Annotated in this window: 18 protein-coding genes and 1 tRNA gene; 4 read left to right on the forward strand and 15 right to left on the reverse strand. The window is 34.8% G+C overall.

The features are described 5' to 3' along the window. Window positions 1-2: 2 nt before the first annotated feature. The 10 genes from J3U56_RS03320 to J3U56_RS03365 all read right to left on the reverse strand — a co-directional run bounded on the left by J3U56_RS03320 (window position 3) and on the right by J3U56_RS03365 (window position 15,821). Window positions 3-1,433, reverse strand: a complete 1,431-nt coding sequence (locus tag J3U56_RS03320; RefSeq protein ID WP_267366705.1) for a 6-phospho-beta-glucosidase — start codon at window positions 1,431-1,433, stop codon at window positions 3-5. A gap of 621 nt (window positions 1,434-2,054) precedes the next feature. After that, window positions 2,055-2,345, reverse strand: coding sequence for a YciI family protein (locus J3U56_RS03325; protein WP_267366707.1), 291 nt, complete (start codon window positions 2,343-2,345; stop codon window positions 2,055-2,057). A 123-nt stretch (window positions 2,346-2,468) separates the two neighbouring features. Continuing rightward, window positions 2,469-2,699, reverse strand: coding sequence for a ChaB family protein (locus J3U56_RS03330; protein WP_267343769.1), 231 nt, complete (start codon window positions 2,697-2,699; stop codon window positions 2,469-2,471). Window positions 2,700-2,908: 209 nt separating this feature from the next. Further along, window positions 2,909-3,904, reverse strand: a complete 996-nt coding sequence (locus J3U56_RS03335) for an MDR family oxidoreductase (RefSeq protein WP_267366709.1) — start codon at window positions 3,902-3,904, stop codon at window positions 2,909-2,911. A gap of 301 nt (window positions 3,905-4,205) precedes the next feature. Next, complete coding sequence (locus J3U56_RS03340; protein ID WP_267366711.1) at window positions 4,206-4,811, reverse strand: TetR/AcrR family transcriptional regulator; 606 nt, start codon at window positions 4,809-4,811, stop codon at window positions 4,206-4,208. 360 nt (window positions 4,812-5,171) lie between these two features. Beyond that, complete coding sequence (locus J3U56_RS03345; protein ID WP_267366713.1) at window positions 5,172-9,776, reverse strand: autotransporter outer membrane beta-barrel domain-containing protein; 4,605 nt, start codon at window positions 9,774-9,776, stop codon at window positions 5,172-5,174. Between the two features lie 599 nt (window positions 9,777-10,375). Then, a complete protein-coding gene (locus J3U56_RS03350) occupies window positions 10,376-12,124 on the reverse strand; it encodes an acetyl/propionyl/methylcrotonyl-CoA carboxylase subunit alpha (RefSeq protein WP_267366715.1) in 1,749 nt (582 codons plus the stop codon). Further along, on the reverse strand, window positions 12,117-13,715 hold the full coding sequence (locus tag J3U56_RS03355; RefSeq protein ID WP_267366717.1) for an urea amidolyase family protein: 1,599 nt from the start codon (window positions 13,713-13,715) through the stop codon (window positions 12,117-12,119). The genes J3U56_RS03350 and J3U56_RS03355 overlap by 8 nt, the downstream gene beginning before the upstream one ends. A 78-nt stretch (window positions 13,716-13,793) precedes the next feature. After that, window positions 13,794-14,570 (reverse strand): LamB/YcsF family protein, encoded by a 777-nt coding sequence (locus tag J3U56_RS03360; RefSeq protein WP_416379718.1) that lies wholly within the window; start codon window positions 14,568-14,570, stop codon window positions 13,794-13,796. Between the two features lie 15 nt (window positions 14,571-14,585). Continuing rightward, on the reverse strand, window positions 14,586-15,821 hold the full coding sequence (locus tag J3U56_RS03365) for an NRAMP family divalent metal transporter (RefSeq protein WP_267366719.1): 1,236 nt from the start codon (window positions 15,819-15,821) through the stop codon (window positions 14,586-14,588). A gap of 744 nt (window positions 15,822-16,565) precedes the next feature. Here J3U56_RS03365 and J3U56_RS03370 point away from each other — a divergent pair. From J3U56_RS03370 to J3U56_RS03380, 3 genes are all read left to right on the forward strand, one after another. Continuing rightward, on the forward strand, window positions 16,566-17,237 hold the full coding sequence (locus tag J3U56_RS03370) for a JAB domain-containing protein (RefSeq protein WP_267333195.1): 672 nt from the start codon (window positions 16,566-16,568) through the stop codon (window positions 17,235-17,237). 148 nt (window positions 17,238-17,385) lie between these two features. Further along, window positions 17,386-17,904: a hypothetical protein gene (locus J3U56_RS03375; RefSeq protein WP_267366721.1), complete on the forward strand. Its 519-nt coding sequence runs from the start codon at window positions 17,386-17,388 to the stop codon at window positions 17,902-17,904. A 318-nt stretch (window positions 17,905-18,222) separates the two neighbouring features. Next, a complete protein-coding gene (locus tag J3U56_RS03380; RefSeq protein ID WP_267366723.1) occupies window positions 18,223-18,735 on the forward strand; it encodes a DUF2867 domain-containing protein in 513 nt (170 codons plus the stop codon). 237 nt (window positions 18,736-18,972) lie between these two features. Here J3U56_RS03380 and J3U56_RS03385 read toward each other — a convergent pair. From J3U56_RS03385 to J3U56_RS03400, 4 genes are all read right to left on the reverse strand, one after another. Further along, window positions 18,973-19,048: transfer RNA gene (locus J3U56_RS03385), tRNA-Gly, on the reverse strand. A 71-nt stretch (window positions 19,049-19,119) separates the two neighbouring features. Continuing rightward, window positions 19,120-19,377: a DUF1145 domain-containing protein gene (locus J3U56_RS03390; RefSeq protein WP_267333200.1), complete on the reverse strand. Its 258-nt coding sequence runs from the start codon at window positions 19,375-19,377 to the stop codon at window positions 19,120-19,122. Next, window positions 19,377-19,940, reverse strand: coding sequence for a 16S rRNA (guanine(966)-N(2))-methyltransferase RsmD (gene rsmD, locus J3U56_RS03395; protein WP_267333201.1), 564 nt, complete (start codon window positions 19,938-19,940; stop codon window positions 19,377-19,379). Before rsmD ends, J3U56_RS03390 begins: the two co-directional genes overlap by 1 nt. A 14-nt stretch (window positions 19,941-19,954) precedes the next feature. Next, window positions 19,955-22,486, reverse strand: coding sequence for a PBP1A family penicillin-binding protein (locus J3U56_RS03400; protein WP_416379648.1), 2,532 nt, complete (start codon window positions 22,484-22,486; stop codon window positions 19,955-19,957). A 262-nt stretch (window positions 22,487-22,748) separates the two neighbouring features. On the opposite strand from J3U56_RS03400, the gene J3U56_RS03405 reads away from it, so the two are divergent. Next, window positions 22,749-23,156, forward strand: a complete 408-nt coding sequence (locus J3U56_RS03405) for a protein YgfX (RefSeq protein ID WP_267366725.1) — start codon at window positions 22,749-22,751, stop codon at window positions 23,154-23,156. Between the two features lie 33 nt (window positions 23,157-23,189). Here the strand turns inward: J3U56_RS03405 and tusA are convergent, their stop codons facing one another. Further along, complete coding sequence (tusA, locus tag J3U56_RS03410; RefSeq protein ID WP_267333203.1) at window positions 23,190-23,426, reverse strand: sulfurtransferase TusA; 237 nt, start codon at window positions 23,424-23,426, stop codon at window positions 23,190-23,192. Window positions 23,427-23,430 lie beyond the last annotated feature (4 nt).

The following is a 23,430-nucleotide window of genomic DNA, read 5'->3' on the forward strand; positions in this document are numbered from 1 at the left end:
CGTTATAAATTTTCACCATTTGACTCAATGACTTTTTTATACCAAGCAAATGAATCTTTTCGACTTCGTTTTAAAGTGCCTTTACCTTTATTGTCTTTATCAACATAGATAAAGCCGTAACGTTTTTCCATTTCACCTGTTCCCGCTGACACCAAATCAATACAGCCCCAAGGGGTATATCCCATCAAATTAACGCCATCTTCTTCAACCGCTAACTTCATTTGTTTAATATGTTCTCGAAGATATTCAATACGATAGCTGTCATGAATACTACCATCAGCTTCAACTTTATCATATGCACCAAATCCATTTTCTACGATGAAAAGCGGTAAGTGATACATATCAGTTAACCAATTTAATGTGTAGCGCAAACCTTCCGGATCGATCTGCCAACCCCAATCAGATTTTTTAACGTATTGATTACCAATTAAATCGGTTTTTTCGTTATATTCATAGTTATCTGATTTTTTTCTAATCGCATTAGACATGTAATAACTAAAACCAATGTAATCAACAGTGCCGTTTACTAACACTTCGAGATCTTGACTTGTCACGTCTAATTTAAAGCCTTTGCGTTGCCAGTATTTGATAATATGGTTAGGATATTGACCATGAACATGAACATCGGTAAAGAAATACTTACGTTCCATGACTTTTTGCGCCATTAAGATATCACCAGGTTTACAGGTTTCCGGATAGATTGGTACGAATGCAATCATACAACCGATTTGGAAATCAGGATTGATAGCATGACCAATTTGAACCGCTTTTGCACTAGCAACCAACTCATAGTGTGCCGCTTGATACATAATTTGTTCGCGATCATCGCCAGCTTTATAGTAGATACCTGAATTTGTAAAAGGCGCAAAATCTTCATTAAAATTGGCTTGGTTATTGATCTCATTAAAGGTCATCCAATATTTGACTTTATTTTTGTAACGATCAAAGCAGACCTCTGCAAAGCGCACAAAGAAATCAATTAATTTACGATTACGAAAACCACCATATTCAGTAACTAAATAATAAGGTAATTCAAAATGTGAGAGGGTAACAACTGGTTCAATATTGTATTTTAAACATTCATCAAATAGGTCATCATAAAATTTTAGGCCTTCTTCATTGGGTGCCAGTTCATCACCTTTAGGAAAAATGCGAGTCCATGCAATCGAAGTTCGAAAACATTTAAACCCCATTTCAGCGAAGAGTTTAATATCATCTTTATAATGATGATAAAAGTCGATAGCTTCATGATTAGGATAATACTCACCGGGAATTATACCTTCGGTGATTTTACGATAACTTTTAGTCGATCCAACTGTCATCACATCCGCAACACTAGGCCCTTTACCACCAGCTTGCCATGCGCCTTCTAATTGATGTGCAGCAACAGCACCACCCCATAAAAAACCTTTTGCTAAACCTTTGTTATTCATGATCAAATACCTGTATTAAATGAGAGATTGAATTCAGTATAAAAGGAAAAAAGCTGAATTACTAACCAACTTTTTCCGTATTGATCAGGAAAAATAAAAAATGAGAACATGATAAGGAAAATTTATCTAACCTTTAGATAAAGCGAAGACATTGAGCAACTACGATAAAAATTTACATAATAAAAAAATGTGTTTGTACAAATTTGTGAGATAATCTTTTACTAAATAACTCGCATTTTTTTAAAAAAGGTTAAGCTAATGATAAGTTAATGATTAGGTTGTATAACGACTAATTTAATACCCGTTCGACAGATCGATCCTAATTTATTAAGTGATTATTGATCACCCTGACATACTGATTTGATTAGTTATTCTCTATTTTTTCATTAATAATTAATCAATCCATAATAAATAGACTTAAATGAATTTAAATAATTTTATTTAACAAATAACAGACTTATATAGGACTTGAAAAAAACAAAAAAGCTCAACGTTTTTATCACTTTTTTGAAATAGTGATATTAAAAGATGAATGGATTGATAATCGGTTCATTTTATAATGAGACTTAGACTAACTATTTTTTTAATAAAATTTTATTAATATTCATTAAAATTTTTTGACTATAATGAGATAAACACTTCAAATTCCTTCGCAAACTTTGTAGGTATAAATTCTAAGAGTTCATATTGTGCAATTTGATAAATATAAAATGGATCTTTTTGCATTATAGTTAGCGCTTGTTCTTTATTCTTAGCACGACAAAGTATCACACCCCCAATACGTGGCACTTTTCGGCCTGAAGCAATAAAATGTCCTGATTGATAATGACGTTCTAAATAATCGATATGTTGTGGTAAGTATTTTTCTACTTCACTAATCGGCTTGAGGTAGGTAATTGAAAAAATGAACATTTTAATCTCTTAATTTGAATATAAATAAGCCAACCATACATGTTGGCTTGGATTATACTATTTTTAATTGAGCATCAATCATATAGCATTATGGTTTGTTAAAACAAGTGTACAGCATTAACGTTACGATTTAGCGACCCATTTGCCGTTTTCATCTTTATGGTAAAGCTTTTCAACCGCCGACCAGGCAACACGGAAAGCAACTTGCTCAGGTGAACTATTATCTCGTCTTTTTTTAGGATCTTGATACTCTTTTATGGCACTATTAAATGCTTCTTTAAAAATATCTTGAGCATGTGCTGGTAAAACATGTCGAACAGACTCAGGTAGGTCGTCTCGTGTTTGATAAGGCATATCACATTCCCCTATAAATTAATCATACAATATGGATAATTCTAAACGGTTGTTGCGAACTCTACTTTCAAAACAGTTAAGATTAAATTTAGTCTGATTTTATAGGAAATACAAGAATTATTAATCAATGAATTGGGTTAATTTTTATCTAAATCAATTTCAGGATTAATAAAGCAGTGTAAAATTACACCACTTTATTAAATATCGATTTAGTTATTTACATCAACTACAAAGCGACCTTTAATTTTATTTGCGATCATCTTATTTGCCACTTCAAAGCATTCATTTAATGTAATAGTCTGAGCTATATGATAATACAGCTTTTCATCCATGTTTTCTGCTATTAATTGCCAAGCAGCAATTCGTTTATCATAGCTTGCCATCACACTATCTACACCTGCTAGTGTGACGCCTCGTAAAATAAACGGAGCAACCGTTGCGGGTAAATCCATGCCTTGAGCGAGACCACAACAGGCTACAATGCCACCATACTGAGTTTGGGCGCATACATTAGCTAAGGTATGAGAACCAACCACATCGACAACGGCTGACCACTGTTCTTTTTGTAGAGGTTTACCTGCCTCTTTCAACTGTTTACTATCAATAATATTGCTTGCACCAAGTTTGTTTAGATATTCTGTGTCAGTTAATTTACCTGTTGATGCAGTAACTTGATAACCCAATTTGCTTAATAAAGCTACCGCAACCGAGCCAACTCCGCCACTCGCCCCTGTCACAAGTATAGTTCCGCTTTGCGGTTTTATCCCAAAATCAACAATACGTTTTACACACAATGCAGCGGTATATCCAGCGGTACCAATAATCATCGATTGATAGGGTGTGATATTTTGGGGTAATGGAATTAACCAATCTGATTTTAAGTAAGCATATTGCGCCAGACACCCCCAATGGGTTTCACCACATCCCCAACCATTTAAAATAACAGTATCACCAGCATGATATCGATCACTGTTAGATTCAATAACTGTACCCACACCATCAATACCCGGCACCATAGGCCATTGCCTAACAACAGGACTTTTATGAGTTAACGCTAATGCATCTTTATAATTGATACTTGAATAGTGAATTTGAACTAGAGTATCACCCTGTTGTTGCAACAACTGTTGTTTAGTGATGGTTTTTAATGAATGTGAAAACCCATTAATCTCATCTTTTTCTAAAATAATGGCGTTAAATGACATACATATTCCTTATCAAATTTTTGTAAATCGGATTGGGTAATTCACTACAATAAAGCTTAGTAATAAAGTTAACTTATTGAATTACTGTTTGTAGACAAATAGTCTAAATATTATAGACCGATCGTCTAGTTAATTGCAACTGATGACAATCAGATACTTTTATTCTACATATAGCTTTTGTTTTAGCGGGTTTATTATGTTTGATGATTCAAAAAAGGGGAATATTTAGTCATACTATCATTTTCTAAATAAATATAGTCTACAAATTGTTATTGTCTTATTATAAATAATCTTGCCGGTATTAGTGGACAATTTTATCGAGAAACAGTTGAATAAAACAATCTAACGGATCAGATCGTTTAATTAACTTGCTACGTGTAACCGCGCCTTCCCAACCAATCCAGAAAAATTCAGCTAATGCCTTGCAGTCACTATTTGATTTTAGTTCACCACATTGCTGTGCAAGAAGTAGACATTTTTCAAGTTTAGCTTGCCAATTTAGCAAAATTTGTTCAAGAACTGTTGCATACCCCTTTGGCAGTAACGATTCTTCTTGAATTAATTCACCAATTAAACAGCCTCGATTGTAATCATACTTTGCCATACCTCGCTTCGCATCTTCATAAAAAGCTTGTATTCTGGCTAAAGGTGATGAAATTGCATTATTAGTTAGATGTTTATCTAATTTATACATAAAAAAATTGTTGTATGAGGTAATAATGGCATGACCAAAATCCTCTTTACTTTTAAAGTAGTAATAGAAAGAACCTTTTGGCACTCCGACCTGCTTTAATATACTTTCAATATTTGATGATAGATAACCATATGTTGTCATTAACTCCATACCACTACGAATTAATGCTGTTTTAGTATCATTTCCTTTTTTTGAGAGTGTTTGAGATGGCATATAAATAACGATTATTCGATTTTTACACAATTCTAGTTCTTTAATAATAAGCAGTCAGTTAGACAAAAGCAACCAGATTATATACTTAGTAAACCATACGACTATAATAGTTTAATAATACTTGGAATATTTAAAGACAATTAAACGTAGAAAAAATCACAATATTGATGCCTTATTTATTAACAATAAGATAAATAAATCCTACTTACTAAAACTAAGTTTGATAAATACTTAATGGTTTCAATCAACTTAATATCCTTAGTGTTAATTACATTTTTTAAATGAACTCAATAAAAAAACCGATACCCAACTTAAATAAGATATCGGTTTGTCTAAAATAAAATTATGATCTAACTCAAACTACCAATTAGCTCTAAGCCCTAAAGATCCCGTAATAGGTGCTTTGACATTGGCATCACCGCTGTTAGACCAAGTATGACCAATTTCAGTGTATGCACTTATTTGACTATTGATCTCGTAACTTCCACCAATAGCAAGCTCTGTACTTGTATAACCCGCACCACTTTTAATTTTTGTTGAAGCACTTGGACTTGCAAAAATAGTGCTATCATCACCATCTGGCGAATAGAACAAATTGACACGGGTATAAGGTCGTAACGTACCTAAATCAGTCTGAAAATCATTTTCTAATCGTGCACCAACACGGAATAACCAAGAATCATTATCGTCCTGTTTAACCGTTGTTTGTCCACTTATATGGCTGTTATTGATATTTAACCATTGATGAATAATTTGTGCTTGAGGTTCTAATTTCCAATCATAATAATTTAAATTAAATGGTTTTCCCGCTTCGATTGAAGCGCTAATACCATAACCTTTTTGACTACTATTTTTATTTTCATCAGGTTTAATATCCACCTCATGACGCCCACCCTGTAAAACCAAATCTAAATAAGTGCCATCGTTTTGCATGTAATTACCATAAGCGCCAATAAAGTAAGAGTTGAGATTATTTTTACCAACTTGGCCAAAGTCACCACTAGCAAAGCCATTCATATGTAACCGTCCATATAAATAACCAAAGTAGCCCCCTGCTCGCCAATTAGTATCTTCACTTAACCAAACATCACTTCCAACTTGCAAACCGGTATAATTTCCTTTACTACGTGCATCAACGTCACCATCTTGTTTAATATCTGAACGTGCAGCAATTAGTCTTCCCCAACTAGTATAATCATCAGGTAATAATGTATTACCTATACGTTGGTGCATATTACCTTGCATTATAAGGTCTGCTTGACGTAATTGAGCAGCAACTGCGGCAAACATTGGCACTTCTTTACGATAAGATACTTTATGATTAACCGGTTTATCGGGATTAGTCGGATTAACGGGCTTATCTGGATTTGTTGGGTTAACCGGTTTATCTGGGTCTGTTGGGTTTACCGGCTTATCTGGGTTAGTCGGATTAACCGGCTTATCTGGGTTAGTCGGATTAACCGGTTTATCCGGGTTTGTTGGATTAACCGGCTTATCGGGATCTGTTGGGTTCGTTGGTTTATAAGAGCGCAAATACCAGTTTTCGTTTTCTTGATTAAGGCCGCCTTTATATAAATAATATTCAAAAGCACCAACATCTATATGATTACCTTCTAAGTTAAACGCATCATTTGAACTTATACCCTTGACATTAACAATCTCAATACCATTAGTCATACCGGTGTTAGCACCTAATCCACCGACATTATTTATGTTTACTGATGTATGGCCTGAAGCATTGCCACCAATGAGCAATTTATCGGTCGGACTATTACTATCTTGAACGACTGTATCAAGTAACAATCTGCCATTTACACCATTATAATCCCCTGTAATAGTTAAATTATCTCCAGCATAACCATTATTAAGTGTAATAGTACCAGCATTATACACACTTCCTCGCACTGTAGCTTGATGCAAGGATGGCACTAAATCTAACACCGATCCCGAGCTAAGGGTTAATTTATCAGTATTAAGATCACCTGTTAGTGATAAAATGCCTGTTTGACCAACATTAATATTTTCCCAATCTAAAATAGCGACATTGTTGATACTGCCTGTTGAGTCAGAAGAACCAGTAAGATGCGTACTAAAATTAAGCACGTCTTTCTCTGACAAGTCTCCATCTCGGGTAGCTTTATGCCCACCATCAAGTACAGTTATATCAGAAATATCAGCACCTTGGTTAATATTCAACGTATCATTGCCTGTTCCAAGCAAAATTTTACCACTAACCTTCGAACCATCATTAAGATTGATAGTTGAATTCGTTACTTCGTTTCTGATAGCCGTACCAAGTGTAGAATAAACATTAGCACCATTATTAAGGTTAATATACGTTGCCGTACCTGATTGACCTGTAGTGTAAATACCGGCATCTTTGTTATTATTTTGATCGTTACCATCAGCATAAACTTTATTAGCTATATCAATAACTGTATTATCGGTGCCGTTATTATTTACATAAATACCATTATCTCGTCCATGAATGGTTCCTTGGTTTTGTTTGATACTTACACCCGAGCTTGTTGTTCCATTATCAACCTCAATACCCGCTTTTGCTCCACCTACTACAATCCCCGATGTAACGATGACAACATTGCCTTTACCTGAATTATTTAACTTAATACCATTATTAGCACCTTTGATAATACTATCTGCCGATTGCGTCAAATCTATGCCTGTCGTATTATTTTGGTTAAAGACATCTATCGCATCATCTAACGTCGAGTTAATTTTACCATTTAAAACTAAAGTAGATGATCCCTCGCCATTATTTATCAAATTCACGCCTTTACTATGACCTTTTATATCACCAGATTGTGTTACTGTAAATTTTAACTCTCTGGTTTTAAGACCATTATTAATCAAAATCGCTTCAGCATTATAGCCATTTACTTCACCAGCAATTTCGATATCTGTTAACCCTTGACCATTATTGAGTGCATTAATACCATTATAAAAACCCGTAATACTGCCATCAGACTGTTTAATGTTTAAATCATTAGTTGTATCGTTATTAACGACCAATAGAGCATGTTGAGAATCACCCACAATGACACTAGATGTCTCAATATAGGTCGAAGCCAATCCATTATTAATTAAATAAACACCATTTGTCTTGCCATTTATGCTCCCACCAGATTGTATAAAATTTAATTCATCTGTCTGATTACCATTTTCTGCAAATACCGCTTCATTAGTATTAGATGACACAGTACCGGATAAACCGATATTGGTTGTTCCTTTACCATTATTATTGAGATTAATACCCTTTCCGTTACCAGTAATAGTACCATTATATTGATTTATCGTAAGAGAATTGGCTGTATTACCATTAGTGATTGAAACACCATCATTTTGATAACTCAAAATATAACTGCTCAAATCTATCTGAGTAGAACCTCGACCATTATTTATGACATTTATACCGTTATTGTGACCACGGATATATCCTATAGACTGTGTAAGATTGATATTTGTAGCACTTTCTTCTTGATTGATAGCCTTAATGCCATCTTCTTGTTGACCAGTAACATCACCTGATATATTCATAATAATAGAGCTGTTACCTTTGTTGACAAAATTTAGCCCATTATTATGCCCCTTAATTGAACCTGATGTTTGATCTAATTTTAAAAGATCCGAACCCGTTTCATTTATCGCAATAATGCCATCTTTCTGTTGTCCTTCCACACCATTTCTGGTTGTAATGGTTGTCGCTCCTTTACCTTTATTTAATAAATTTAAACCATTAACATTTCCCCAAATACTTCCTCCCCCCTGTGTTATGGATAATTTAGTTGAGTCTGGGTTTAAATTTTGAACCACAATCCCATCTTGTTGTTCACCAATTATTTTACCAGAAAGGTTAAAAGTACTTTCTCCTCTACCCTTATTAATAACGGTAATCCCATTATTATGACCGGTAATTTCACTTTGTTCGAACTGAGTGATAAATACATCTGATCCTGTTTCAGCTGTTTCAGAGTAAATTGCATCACTATTACTTCCTATTACTTTTCCCTTTGACAAAATACTGGTTTTCTCTGAACCAGAATTATAAACAGAAATACCATAAGTATTACCAGAAATTATACTTTTTTCTTCTAATTGGTTTATGGTAATTATTTTGCTTTTATTACTATTTTTAACAAAAATACCTTCGCCATTGACCCCTTTTACCGAACCTGAAACCAGAATTTCGGTATTACCTATACCTTGATTATCGACATTTATACCACGATTACCACCCGTAATAACCCCTTCAGGTTTAGCATTATTTATTGAAATGTCGGTTGCCTGATTACCATTAATCACCGATATCCCATCTTCTTGGTTACCATTAACGGCACCTGAAGTATTAACATTCGTTGTACTTTTCCCATTATTAACAACTAAAATCCCAGTTTTTCCACCTGTAATACTGCCATTGGTTAATTGTGTGATAATAATATCTGTCGAGTTTTCAGCATTTTCAGCCACAATTCCATAATCTGTACCGCCCAGTATGGTTCCAGCAGTATTTATTGATAAAGTATTTGTACCTTGATGTACCAAGTTTAGACCACTAGTGCTGCCTGTAATTTTACCTGCTGTTTGTCCAAAGATTAAACTGTCTGTATCAGTCGCAGAAGTATATTCATATCCATTGCCACTATTATTTGTAACATCGCTATTTTGGCTCAAATGGATTGAACGCCCACGCGTGCTAATGCTTGAAAAGCGCTGAATATAATTAGCAGTATCAGTGTTAAATAAAGTTGAAGAATGAGTGGTAGAACAAGACTGATTAATTTGATCATTCTTACTACAGTTCGCATAACTAGGCGAAATCATAGCCGCAGTTATGCTAGTTGTAATGATATTAATCAAAAATGTTTTACGTTTAGATTGTGCCTTCCTTGAGCTGTCAATATCATGTTGACGCGATGTGTTCCAAATTAACTTAGATACTTTGTTCATATTTCCTCTCACAAAAGCAATTATTGGCTTTCATCCAATTTTTTTATAGAAAAACATGAAAAACTTAATTAATTGGTTATTTTTATAATGTTGCACTTAAATTTTAAAAACTGGTTTATTTATTGACTAAGTAATTTGAATAACACAATAAATCTTCAAAACTAGAATGACTTGTTGAATAAATAACGCTAAAAACTATTTTTAAAAATTTAAGATGGAAAAAAGAAAAGCTTTTGGTAACTCGATACCTTTTTTACAATCAATTGTATACATACCGAATTATCAATTTATATTTCACCACATGGAGAGTAAAACAGCAATCAAATTATAAAAATTTACATAATATTGAGTAAAATCAATTTTAAGACAAAATAATCAAAATCACGTATATTAATGATTAATATTGGCTTTTAATATATTGATATATTTGATTCAAATTTACCTATTACAGTAATCATCAAATCAACACAGTTAGAAATGATTTTAAAATTACATATAAACATATTGGCAAGTATTTCACATTAATATACTCACCAATATATGTTATGTGTTGATAAAATTATTAATTTGGAGAAGCTTATTAATAACTTCACATTGGTTTAACTTATTTCAGCGATTTTAGTCCCTGCATTAATGTATTCGCCTTCTTTGAGTTCATGCGTTAAAATGCCCGATCGATGTGCTGTGATAGGAACCTCCATTTTCATGGCTTCCATAACTGCTATCACTTCACCTTGATTGACACTTTGATGATCATCAATCAACCATTTAAATAAACTTCCCGATACAGGTGACTCAACACTAAAAGTGGAATTGGACTCTAGTGTCGAAGAGGGTTCTGCCAAAGAAAGTTTAGTTGATGTTGATAATCCAGCAAAAAGATTTGTAGGCAAACCAAGTTTGCAACGTTTACCATCTATTTCAATAAAAGTATGGGTGATACTTGGTTCTAAATGTGGTATTTGTCTTTTGGCAGGTTGTAAAGTTGCAGAGAATTCTGTTTCAATCCAACGAGTATGTACTTTGAAATCAGTTGTGAAATCAGGACTTTCAAGTACTTCTCGATGAAATGGTAGAACGGATGCAACGCCATCAATGACAAACTCAGCTAATGCTCTTTTAGCCCTAGCAATTGCTTGTTCTCGATTTTTACCGACAATAATTAATTTAGCCATCAAGGAATCAAATGTTGCTGGGATAGTCGATCCTGTTTTTACTCCACTATCTAAGCGTACACCGGGTCCAGACGGGGCATCAAATCGAGTAATCATCCCTGCAGCAGGTAAAAAACCATTTGCCACATCCTCTGCATTGATACGAAATTCAATAGCATGGGCACGAGGAATTGGCATTTGCTCAATGCTAAGTGGTAAACCTTGCGCAATGCGGAGTTGTTCAATAACCAGATCAATGCCGGTTGTTTCTTCGGTAACAGGATGCTCAACTTGTAGACGTGTATTGACCTCAAGAAAAGATAATTTACCATCTTGGCTTAATAAAAACTCAACTGTACCCACACCAACATAGTTTGCCTTAGCACAGATATCAATCGAAGCCTTTATAATTTGTTGTTCTAACTGCTCACTAATAAAAGGCGCCGGCGATTCTTCAATTAACTTTTGGTTGCGGCGCTGTAATGAACAATCCCGAGTCCCTACCACCACAATATTACCCAAGCTATCAGCAATAATTTGCGCTTCAACATGACGTGGATTATGCAAAAATTGTTCTAAAAAACACTCGCCCCGCCCAAATGCGGCGGCTGCTTCACGCACAGCAGAATGATAAAGTTCTTCAACTTCATCCATTTGCCACGCAACTTTTAAACCTCGACCACCGCCACCAAAAGCTGCTTTTATCGCAATCGGCAGGCCATGCATATGTGCAAACTCAACCACTTCTTTGGCGTTTTTAACGGGCTCTTTAGTACCCATCACCAACGGTGCCCCGACTTCAATAGCAAGTTTTCTGGCTTCAACTTTATCGCCTAATATTTCGATGGTTTCTGGATTCGGCCCAATCCAAATTAAACCCGCATCTTGTACTGCTTTAGCAAATTCTACTCGTTCAGACAAAAAACCATAACCTGGATGAACCATAGTTGCACCAGATTTTTTTGCGATGGTAATAATTTTATCAATATCTAGGTAAGTTTCGCTTGGTTTATTACCAAATAAACCATATGCCTCATCAGCCATTTGGGTATGAAGCGACTCAAGATCGGCATCAGCATATATCGCAACCGACAAAAATCCGATATCACGACAAGCACGTATTATACGCACAGCAATTTCGCCACGGTTAGCAATCAATACTTTATGCACTATTTTTTTATTATGTTCAGACATGATCAACATGACTCCCTTCGAATTCTTTAAACATCCCAATAGGATTAAATTTTATTTTAGCGTTGACAGGAATTTGACCTGCTAAATCTAAATGATAGTTACAAACAGCACCAATGACTGGATAACCGCCCGTTAAAGGGTGATCATTTAAAAACAGCACGGGTTGTCCATTTGCTGGAATCTGTATAGCGCCAATAACGGTTCCTTCACTAGGTAGTTCTTGATGCTTTTCACGTGCTAATGGTGTATCGCCTAATAAGCGCAGTCCTATCCGATTAGAAGCTGGTGTAACTTGCCATAATTGTGAAGTAAGTAGCGATATTGCTTGCTTTGTAAACCAATCCGTACGCGGTCCTAGTACAATATCTAACTCAACCACATCATTAGAAGACGGATAATGTAAAGCCGGTGTTTGAGTTAAAGAAACAGGATTTAATTTTTGCTGATGTTTAATTGCTAACGTATCACCAACTTTAAGCGGTGCAGGCCCGACTTGTGCAAGAGTATCAAAAGAACAACTAGTTAAAATCGGTAATACTTCAAACCCACCTCTCACCGCAAAATAACTTCGTACACCACTTTTAACGTGGCCTAAATAAATCGTATCACCATGCTCTAACTGAATAGGTTGATACATTGAGGCTTGATATCTTTCACCTGTTGAGGTTGATATCGTGATATCACAGACCGCACCTGTTACCGCAACTAGCATAGGGCTATTTATTTGAGCACTAAACCCACCTTGAGTAATTTCTAATGCGGCCTCATTAATTGGATTGCCTAAAACACGATTAGCACTATGTAGCGCCGTTTTATCCATTGCTCCTGATTCTGAAATACCTAAAGCTGCTTGCCCCATTCGACCATTGTCTTGCAAAAGCGTTTGTAAACCGATCGATAATATTTTGATATCGGATGTTGGTTCAATAACACTATTTGGCCTTTTAGTCGTAGGTAAATGATATTGTACTGCCGTTTTACTCGCATCTACAAAATTAACACGAGTGCCCGGCTTAAATAGAGCTGGTTGCTCACGATAAATATCCCATACAGCGACGTCTGTGATACCTATTAATTGCCAACCACCGGGACTTGCTTGTGGATAAATACTACTAAACTCGCCAGCTAAAGCAACAGAACCTGCTGGAATACGAACCCGAGGTGACTGTCGACGTGGTACATCCAGTTGAGCTGTTTTCGATACCATATAAGCAAAGCCTGGAGCAAATCCACAAAACGCAACTTGGTATTCATTACTGGTATGACGCGTAATAACTTCATCAACCGTTATACCCAAATATTGAGCAACTTGATCTAAATCTTCACCATTATAACGAACAGGAATGATTATTAGTTCACCTGATTTTATTACATCCGATGTTATATCGAGTTTTACAATGTGGTTAGCAAGAGTATTCGCATCAATCGTTATTGGATTATAACGAATCAAAATGGTGCGCGCTGCGGGAATAATCTCTTTTATATTTCCTTGTGCTAACAAGCTTTGCAGCGAATTCGTCAGAGCCATTGTTTGCTCAAGGGAAGCGAGCTCAACAATCAGTGCATCAATATTAACAGGTAAAAAACGCATTAAACACCTCGGTAAATGGTAAATACTTCAAGACTAAATAGAGATATTTTGTCTAAATGTACAACGTTGTGGGCAAGTTTACACATCTTTCACCTTTGCAAATGAGGTTATTGTAATGCCATTTTGTTGTAATCTTTCTTTCACTTTTTGCGCCATAGCTAAAGCCCCAGAACTGTCACCATGCACACAAATTGAGCCAGCATCAATACGAACAAATTGACCATCAATCGAGGTAACACCGCCTTCATTGACCAATTGTAACATTCGCTGAGCAACTAAATCAGGATCATGCAATACTGCACCTTCTTGTTTTCGAGAAACTAATGTCCCATCAGCATGATAAGCACGATCAGCAAAAGCTTCAGCTACAACATTTAAGCCTTTATCTTTTGCCCAATTAATTAACTGCGAACCTGCAAGTGCTACCAATGTCAATGCTGGGTCAATTAGACAAATTGCTTCAATCACTGCCATTGCTTGACGTTTATCATGTGCAATAGTGTTATATAACGCACCGTGAGGTTTAACATAACTCACTTTACTACCAATTGACGTTGCTAACCCTTTTAAAGCGCCAATCTGGTAAATGACATCGGCAATTAATTCTTCGGTCGCAATGTCCATATTTCGACGACCAAAACCCACTAAGTCTGGATAACCAACATGCGCACCAATGGCCACATTATTTAATTTGGCAGCGTTTAATGTTTTTAAGATTCCCTCAGGGGAACCAGCATGAAAACCACAGGCAATATTTGCACTACTTACGATTTTTAGAATTGCTTCGTCATTACCCATTTTCCATTGACCAAAACTTTCGCCAAGGTCACTATTTAAATCAATCAATTTGTCGATGATCATATTGCCCTTCTATTTTAAATAATTGAAGATAGTCGCTACTGACATGGCTCCCATATACCAAGTAATAGCACAGACTACGACACCGGACCATAATAACCATCGAGGAAAATGATAACCAGACATCAGATCAGATCGTCGCCATCCAATATAAACAAAAATAGTTAAGCCCAGTGGTAATACTAAACCATTAAAGCCTCCAGCAAAGACTAACAATGACACTGGGGCTGTTCCCATAATTAAATAAACAGCAAGCGAAGTAACAATAAATATAATGGTGGCAATTTTTCGTTGTCTTTCTGTAATATTACGTTTGAACGGCGTTATAAATGTCATAGAAGTATAAGCAGCGCCAATAATACTTGTTATTGCAGCTGCCCATAAAATTAAGCCAAAAATGCGTAGTCCTAATTCCCCTAACGCTGCTTGAAACGCCTGTGATGCAGGGTTAGCCGCATAACTTGAAATATCAATAGTCACACCACTTGCAACAACACCTAAAATAGCTAAAAACAAAATGTAACGCATTAAACCAACGACCATTATGCCTTTAGTTGCTGCACCTGAAACATAGTCAATATGTTCAACGCCCACCATTCCTTTGTCTAGTAATCGATGAGCACCAGCATAAGAAATATAACCACCAACCGTACCTCCTACAATTGTGGTAATCGAAGCAAAATCAATGCTACTAGGGAAAACCGTTTCTTTTAACGCTTCACCTACTGGTGGATGTGAAGCAAACACCACAAATAATGTCAGAATAATCATTAATAAACCAAAACCGATCATTAAGCGATCAATAAAGTGACTGGCTTGTCGGGATGAAAATATATAAACTGACATTAACGCACTGATTGCCCCTCCCCATTTAGGATCGAGTCCAACCAATGCGTTTAAACCTAATCCAGCTCCAGCAATATTACCAATATTAAAAACTAATCCACCAAATATAATAAGCATAGCTAAAACATAGCCACTAAAAGGAATAGTTGCATTAGCAATATCTGAAGAGTTCATTTTGGTTAAAGCAACGACGCGCCAAATATTTTGTTGCACTACAAAATCGATAATAATAGAAGCTAAAATACCAAAAGCAAAAGCGGTACCTAAAGTAACAGTAAAGGTGGCTGTTTGAGTAATAAATCCCGGACCTATTGCCGAAGTGGCCATTAGAAAAATGGCACTTATTAACGAAGAGCGCCGCTTTTTTACAAAAGCAACTGTACTACTGCTATGATTTTCCATATGCATATTTCCTCTAAACTTATTTCTATAATTATTGACTTAATTATATTCAATATTATTACAAGCAATTACTATGCCAGTAGTTCTTAACATCTTTATAAAAGTGGATAAATATAATTACTGTTTTTAAAGTAAAAAACTAATAAAAAATAATTATAATGTTTTAGTAACGGATAATAATTGAGTTATAGTGTTCAAAAAGATGACTAGTTTTGCACCAAAATGAGAAAAAATCATGCCATCAAATGGTGCAAACAACGTAAAGTAACCTTACTAAAAATAACATTTTATGTAAAGATGTTTAAGGTAATATAGATATTTAAGTATAAAAAGTAACATAAATTTGTCTATTTTATATCAATATGGCAACACAAACACGATGCCATTTGTCGATCTTTACTCGATCGTACGATATAAAAAAGTGCCTATTTTACCTCATTCTATTGTTTGAAGCGGTTTAAAAAGTCGATTTACGCGAACATGTCTATAATTTGGCATTGAACAATCAATGATCTCGTGAGCATTAATCATGTCTAAATGTAAAGTTTTTCTCAACACGTTCAAATATTTTTACTGTCGAAAAGCACATTCAATGTCGTTTACTTATCCCGTTTATTATTATCCTAAAATCACTACGAAATAAGCAATAAATCTTGATAAATAAGGGACGCAAAAGCCATTGCTTACAATACCATCTGATTTATGTTATATTTCGTACATTTTTTATCTAAATACGAATTGCGAATGGATATTAAGCTGGGCAAAAATGATAAACGTTATATTGAAGGAACTGATGATGTTTATAACATCATGAAAAACGTATTACTACGTGATAACAAAATAGATCAAGAAAAAGAACATTTCTGGATTATCGGTTTAAACGCTGCTGGCTATATTGTACATATTGAACTTATCGCTTTAGGCGCCTACAAATCAGTCAATATCGAAACAATGAATGTCTTTCGAGTGGCTGTAATGAAAAATGCATCACGTGTGATTGCGGTACACAATCACCCTTCAGGACGCTTAGCCCCCTCTGTGTGTAATAAAGATATGACCGATCGCCTAATTCAAGTTGGACGAATTCTTAACATCGAACTGGTTGATCATCTAATTATTTCAACCAAAACTTATGTTAGTTTCAAAGCTATTGGATTAATGGACGAACTGGAAAAAAGCTTGAAATATGTCCCTGCTTATCAAATTATGGAACAAATCCGCAAAGAAGAAAAAGCCATAGCAAAAGAGAAACTAGCATGTGAAAAACATAAAACAAAATCAGAAAAAGTTAGACGGGAAAAATTAGAGATCATCATGGTTACAACCTTATTAGAAAAAGGCATGGATAAGCAAGCTATCGCCAAAATAATGGGAATTACACTTAAACAAATAGAAAAATTATTAAATAAAAAATAATAAACATCATTTACAATCTATCTTTTTGACGTTTACACACAGATTAAATAACATAACTAAAAAATTAAAAACAATTTATCTAAGTCAGGTAAATAAGCTAGCTAAGTTATTACAGCAACAATCAATAAACGAGGTGGTACAATTAACTTTGCAAAGCAATAGTTTAGAAGATGATAAACTAATACAACAAATTCCGATTTTAGATAGAAAAATACAACAAGTAGAGCAAAGTTTACCCACACTAAAACACACTGTTGAAGCACTAGAATATACTTATATGCGTTTTGAACAAACGCTATCTATTTTTATACAAAATAACATCCCTAGTTCTTTTTATGAATATAATATCTCATCATCTAAACTTGATGAGTTACTTAACAATCTACTAAACAAAGATATTTTTCCTGAAACAATAGTCCATGTACTTATTTCATGTCGAACCCAAGCTAATAGTAATAAAACCATTAATTGGTCTTCATCCAAAAGCACCAGCATGTTCTCTACAACAAGTTCATCAAAACAAACTTCATGGAATTCTTCATCGAGGTCATCATCTACTAGCAGCAATAGTTCTTCAGGCGCTTCCAGTTCATCTTCCGGCGGTAGTGGGTTTTCATCTAGTTCATCAACAGGTGGTGGCGGTTTTAAAACAACAGATAGTTTTTAATCTTTTTAACCGGAATTCACGCTATGTGGAAAAATATTATTATCTCTTTTTGCATAAGCGCTATTCCATTTTTAACATGATGCCAAACGTGACTAAAAGGTTTAGTATTATGCTGGAGCTTTCGTCAATAATGCATCATGGTGATAATTTTCCATTCATACCTTTTAAATTATCAATTTGATCTATAGTATAAGTTGAAAAAAACTAAACAATATAGAAGATGAACCATTTCATTTATCTAATTTATAGAGTGTCATCTTTTAATTCCCATTTTATTGGTATTATTTCCATACAATATTAACAATATTAATTTCATTAATGAAAAAAAAGCAAAAAGCTACGATTAAAATACTCAAAGGCTTATTAAATAACATAGCATTAATAGACGAAAAATGTGATTATTTAAGTTATCAGTGCCTGAATGTTTGTAAAAATGTTACTGCTTACGAAGTTTATAAAATGATGACGTCCTACCAGCCAAAATGGTTGGGCAGACTATTTAGAATTAGGGATTTTTTAGGGAAAAGAGTTGGAATCAGATCTATAAATGGATTTGATACTCTGGAAGAAGGGGAACCTGATATAGGCAGTAAAGTTCATTTTTTCACAATTATCGAGAAAAAAAGAGATACACTAACATTAGTTGTAAGGGATTTTCATCTCGATGTTTGTGTGTCTATTCGTATTATTGAAACTAATGATTTTAAGGAAGAATTGTTTATCATTACTTCAGTTAAGAATCATAATATTTGGGGAAAACTGTATATGTTACCCGTTTCTATTATCCACCCCTATATTGTTAATAAATTGCTCAAAAATTTAAATTCTTAAAAAAGATACTAAACATGTAGAGGATTATAAGCGCTAAAAATGCAAGCTTCTTATTGGATAGGTAAACCAGTAATAAGTATGTTAACTTAAGTTACACTATAAAATGTGTGCGATTGATCATGATGGTGCTCATTAAAGCCATACCAACACTGTAGCTTCAGAACCTATACTAGGTATAATGATAAATGATACTGTTGATATTTATGAGTTTGTACATTTTAGTACTACATTATGAATTGGAGCGGGAAACGAGGTTCGAACTCGCGACCTCAACCTTGGCAAGGTTGCGCTCTACCAACTGAGCTATTCCCGCATATTTGGAGACTTCTAAAGAAGTGGTGAGCATTATACAAAAATTTTTGTATCTGACAACCACTTTTTTCTCTATTTTTTTTGTTTCCAGCTAAGTGATTCAAAAACACCAAAAATAAAAAGACGAAGTGCTTTATATTTGTCCTGCTCTTTTTCTTGGTTTGTCATCGTTGATTGTAACATCCATGCTTGTAAACCATGGGTTATAGCAAAAGCGATTAATCCAACATAGGCTACAATGTTTGCCGGTCTTGGATAAGGATAGATAAGATTAAATAAAAAAAACAACCAAATTAAGGAATATAAAACTTTACCAATAAATATAAACATTAAACGTCTTCTCGTATAAAAAGGTAGCTGTGCACCTGCCCTGCGGTTTTTTCGCGATGTAAATACCAATTACATGGAATATCATTCATGACATTATAATTTATTTCAGTTTCAATGTAGATATAAGCAGAAGGTTTAAACCAACCATTCTCTTCAAGCTGGCTAATGGTTTTTGCCACTAAAGCTTGATGAAAAGGCGGATCGATAAATACTATATCAAATTGTTTATAAGCTGAACGATTAAGCCACTGTAAAGTATCAGTATGACAAACATCAATAGCTGTGCTTGCTAAAAGTTGTGTGTTTTTGATTAATAGTTGAGCGGTTTGTTTATCTTTCTCAAGTAAAGTAACACTCTGCGCACCACGCGATGCAGCTTCAAAACCTAATGATCCGCTTCCCGAAAAACAATCTAAACACTCGCTGCTATGTATAACTGGCATTAACCAGTTATACAATGTTTCTTTTACTCTATCAGTGGTTGGGCGCAAGCCTTGTTTATTTAGAACTGGCAATTTACGCCCACGCCATTTGCCACCAATAATTCTTATCGAACCATTCATTTAAAATCCTTAAGTTAGAATAGCTCTGAAGTATTACCTTGTGAATCAGTCACACTGGTACCGACTTCTTGTGTCGCATATGTTGTAGGTTCAGTTCCCTTAATAAAATACTCTGACATGGTTTTCGCACCAGGGTTAGGGAGTAATCCTGTTTTCTGATCGATCGTGACAGAGATAACATTTTCAGGTTGTACATCTTCCTGTACTGGCACATCTTTTAATGCTACTTTCATATAATCAACCCACACCGGATTTGCTGTCACAGCGCCCGCTTCGGCTCGGAAAGTGCGTCCTAATTCCCTGCGATGATCATCAAATCCCATCCAAACAGTTGTAACAATATTCCCACCAAATCCTGAGAACCAAACATCTTTGGACTGATTGGTCGTACCTGTTTTTCCTCCCACATCTTTTCGACCTAGAGCTTTAACACGCCAAGCCGTACCTTGCCAATCTGAGCCGCCAAAGACGATAGAGCGTAGGCCATCTTTCATAATAAATGCAATACCACTATTTATAGTATGAGGCGCATATTTAGGTGTATTATCATTTGTTTTATTAGCATCATTAATGTCTGGTAATATCAATTTATCATCAGATTTAAGATTGGCTTGTTCGGGCTCTTCATTACCTGACTCATTAGCGACATCTTCAACATTATTAAGGGATAGATGTTTTGAGTCATTAGAGACTTCATCATCCTGACAATTGTGACAAGCAATTAAAGGTTGATGCTGATATATCACGCTGTCACCATTATTTTCTTCAATTTTTTCAATTAAATAAGGCGAAATCAAATAACCACCATTAACAATAACCGAATAAGCTCTTGCCACTTGTAACGGCGTAAATGATGCTGATCCAAGTGCTAAAGATTCATTATGTGAAATGTTTTCTTTCGGAAAACCAAAACGCTCCAAATAACTTGCTGCGTAATCAATACCGATGGCCCTTAACGCTCTAACCATCATCACGTTTTTAGACATCCCTAAACCAATTCTTAAACGAAGTGGTCCTGCGTAATTTGGAGGGGAATTCTTAGGTTGCCATATTTGACTACCGCTGGTACGCACAATAGGCGCATCATTAAGCAAGGTAGCCATAGTCAAACCTTGTTCTAACGTGGCTGTATAAATAAAGGGTTTGATGTTTGAACCTAATTGACGTAGCGCTTGTGTTGCCCGATTAAATTTACTTAAATTATAATCATAACCACCGACAATTGCTTTTATAGCACCATTATCAGAATCTAAAGAGACTAGTGCCGCATTTACCGCAGGAATTTGTGCTAAATCCCAATTGTCACCTGATTTTTTCACCCAAATTAATTGACCTGGTTTTAGTGTATCCGATACTTTTTTGGGAAACGCACCTTGTTGGTTATCACTAATAAATGGACGAGCCCACTTCATACCAGCAAATAATATTTTAATATCACTTTTATCGGATAAAACAACTTTGGCTTCAGTGTCGGAAGATTGCATAACAACCCCTGGACACATTTGGTTGTAACAAATATATTTATCTAACGCTTGCTGAATTTGTTCTGCATTCAATGGGGGTTCGTTACTTTTCCACAATATTTTTTCAGCACCACGATAACCATGTCTTATATCGTAATCAATAATATTTTTTTGGACGGCCTCAGTTGCGGCTATTTGGTCTGTTTTGGAAATAGTTGTATAGACTTTATAACCGTCAGTATAAGCATTTTCACCAAATTTATCATACATAAATTGTCGTGCCATTTCAGCAACATAAGGGGCTGAAAATTCTATCTGTGGTGAATGATAACTCACGCTTAATGGTTTTTTTATCGCTTCATCAAATTGAGCTTGGGTAATATAGGATTGATCAAGCATACGACTTAAAACCCAATTACGCCTTGTCAAAGCGCGATCAGGATGAGATATTGGATTAAAAGCCGAAGGTGCATTAGGTAAACCGGCCAATAATGCAGCTTCATCGATAGTTAACTGATCAGGGGTTTTACCAAAAAAGGTATAGGCAGCAGCAGCAACGCCGTATGCGCGGGAACCAAAGTTAATCATATTAAGATAGAGCGCCATGATCTCTTCTTTTGATAACTCTTTTTCCATACGAATCGCTAAAATCATCTCTTTTACTTTACGTGAGATACTTTTTTCTGGCGTTAAAAAAAAGTTTTTTGCCACTTGTTGAGTGATAGTACTACCACCTTGTGAAAAGCCTTTCTGTTTCACGCCGATATACATTGCTCTGACAATACCAATAGGATCGATACCAAAATGTTCATTAAAACGCGCATCTTCGGTGGCAATCACGGCATTAACCACAATGGGCGGAATTTCATCATACTTCAATGGAGTGCGTCGACGTTCACCAAAAATAGCAATCAATTCACCATCTTTACTTAATACTTGCATTGGTGTTTGTAAGCGCACATCTTTCAATGTCGCAACATCGGGTAAATCCTTTGAATAATAGGCATATCCAGCGATTCCAATAATTAAACCACAAAGAAAGCAGCCGATTAAAAGTTTTAGAATAAATTTCAACACTCTAATTAATATCACAAATTATTCCTAATTTAATTTTTAAATAAAATATGGGCAACAAATGCTATATTTGTTACCCTAAAATGTTTTAATTCATATAGTTGTGAATAAATATATCATAAATTTAGTCATCCAGCGCTTTTGGTAATTACACATCTATATGATAAAAATAACATAATTCTGGATATTATCTCCCATATTAAGCTTAATTTTAAGCAATTTTTAACAATACCATGTAATAATCCTGTTTTATCAAGATCGAGGTATTAATATGTGGAGCACAAAACTAACGAATTCTTATCAACAAATTGCTATTTTTTCAATTTTTTATTTGATGTTAGTCATATTGTGTTTATTACAATTTGCTTATACCACATTAAATAGTTATACCTTTATTGTGACATTAATCTTGGTTATCGAATGGTTTCGAGCGCTACGCTATTGCAAAACAATAAAAGGAGAATTTGCTTTATTTCACCATATCAACCAGATATATTGGCATAAGCAACGTTGGTATTTATTACGCAAACCTTTATTGCTTCGCTATATGATAATTCTTAATTTACAATCACGTCATAATGGTAAACGATGTACATTATTATTGATGACAGATCATCTAATACCTAACGATTGGCGAACGCTACGTTATTATTTGTTTCAAATTGAATTGATTGATTAATATGAATCGTATTCATTAAATTGTTAACAAATATTAATGCGATTTTCTTATCCAATAGTGATAAGGTTCCGATTCTATTTGAGATGCTAATAGCTCATGATCCATATGCCTACAAAAACTTGGCACATCACGCGTTGTGGCAAAATCATCAGCTACAATATGAAGAACTTGACCTATCTCAAGTTCTCTAATCGTTTTTCGAATTAACATAATAGGCTCAGGACATCGTAATCCTAACGTATTAAGTTCTTTATCAAAATTAAGATCCATAAAA

The organism is Gilliamella sp. B2824, from assembly GCF_026536245.1.
Lineage (GTDB): Bacteria > Pseudomonadota > Gammaproteobacteria > Enterobacterales > Orbaceae > Gilliamella.

Excerpts from the sequence above, each read along its gene's own strand:
- J3U56_RS03345 (WP_267366713.1), bottom strand. The coding sequence starts at position 9,776 with ATGAACAAAGTATCTAAGTTAATTTGGAACACATCGCGTCAACATGAT.
- rsmD (WP_267333201.1), bottom strand. The coding sequence starts at position 19,940 with ATGAATGGTTCGATAAGAATTATTGGTGGCAAATGGCGTGGGCGTAAA.
- J3U56_RS03355 (WP_267366717.1), bottom strand. The coding sequence starts at position 13,715 with ATGCGTTTTTTACCTGTTAATATTGATGCACTGATTGTTGAGCTCGCT.
- J3U56_RS03365 (WP_267366719.1), bottom strand. The coding sequence starts at position 15,821 with ATGGAAAATCATAGCAGTAGTACAGTTGCTTTTGTAAAAAAGCGGCGC.
- J3U56_RS03325 (WP_267366707.1), bottom strand. The coding sequence starts at position 2,345 with ATGTTCATTTTTTCAATTACCTACCTCAAGCCGATTAGTGAAGTAGAA.
- J3U56_RS03405 (WP_267366725.1), top strand. The coding sequence starts at position 22,749 with ATGTGGAGCACAAAACTAACGAATTCTTATCAACAAATTGCTATTTTT.
- J3U56_RS03350 (WP_267366715.1), bottom strand. The coding sequence starts at position 12,124 with ATGTCTGAACATAATAAAAAAATAGTGCATAAAGTATTGATTGCTAAC.
- J3U56_RS03335 (WP_267366709.1), bottom strand. The coding sequence starts at position 3,904 with ATGTCATTTAACGCCATTATTTTAGAAAAAGATGAGATTAATGGGTTT.
- J3U56_RS03380 (WP_267366723.1), top strand. The coding sequence starts at position 18,223 with ATGAAAAAAAAGCAAAAAGCTACGATTAAAATACTCAAAGGCTTATTA.
- J3U56_RS03370 (WP_267333195.1), top strand. The coding sequence starts at position 16,566 with ATGGATATTAAGCTGGGCAAAAATGATAAACGTTATATTGAAGGAACT.
- tusA (WP_267333203.1), bottom strand. The coding sequence starts at position 23,426 with ATGGATCTTAATTTTGATAAAGAACTTAATACGTTAGGATTACGATGT.
- J3U56_RS03320 (WP_267366705.1), bottom strand. The coding sequence starts at position 1,433 with ATGAATAACAAAGGTTTAGCAAAAGGTTTTTTATGGGGTGGTGCTGTT.
- J3U56_RS03390 (WP_267333200.1), bottom strand. The coding sequence starts at position 19,377 with ATGTTTATATTTATTGGTAAAGTTTTATATTCCTTAATTTGGTTGTTT.
- J3U56_RS03340 (WP_267366711.1), bottom strand. The coding sequence starts at position 4,811 with ATGCCATCTCAAACACTCTCAAAAAAAGGAAATGATACTAAAACAGCA.
- J3U56_RS03330 (WP_267343769.1), bottom strand. The coding sequence starts at position 2,699 with ATGCCTTATCAAACACGAGACGACCTACCTGAGTCTGTTCGACATGTT.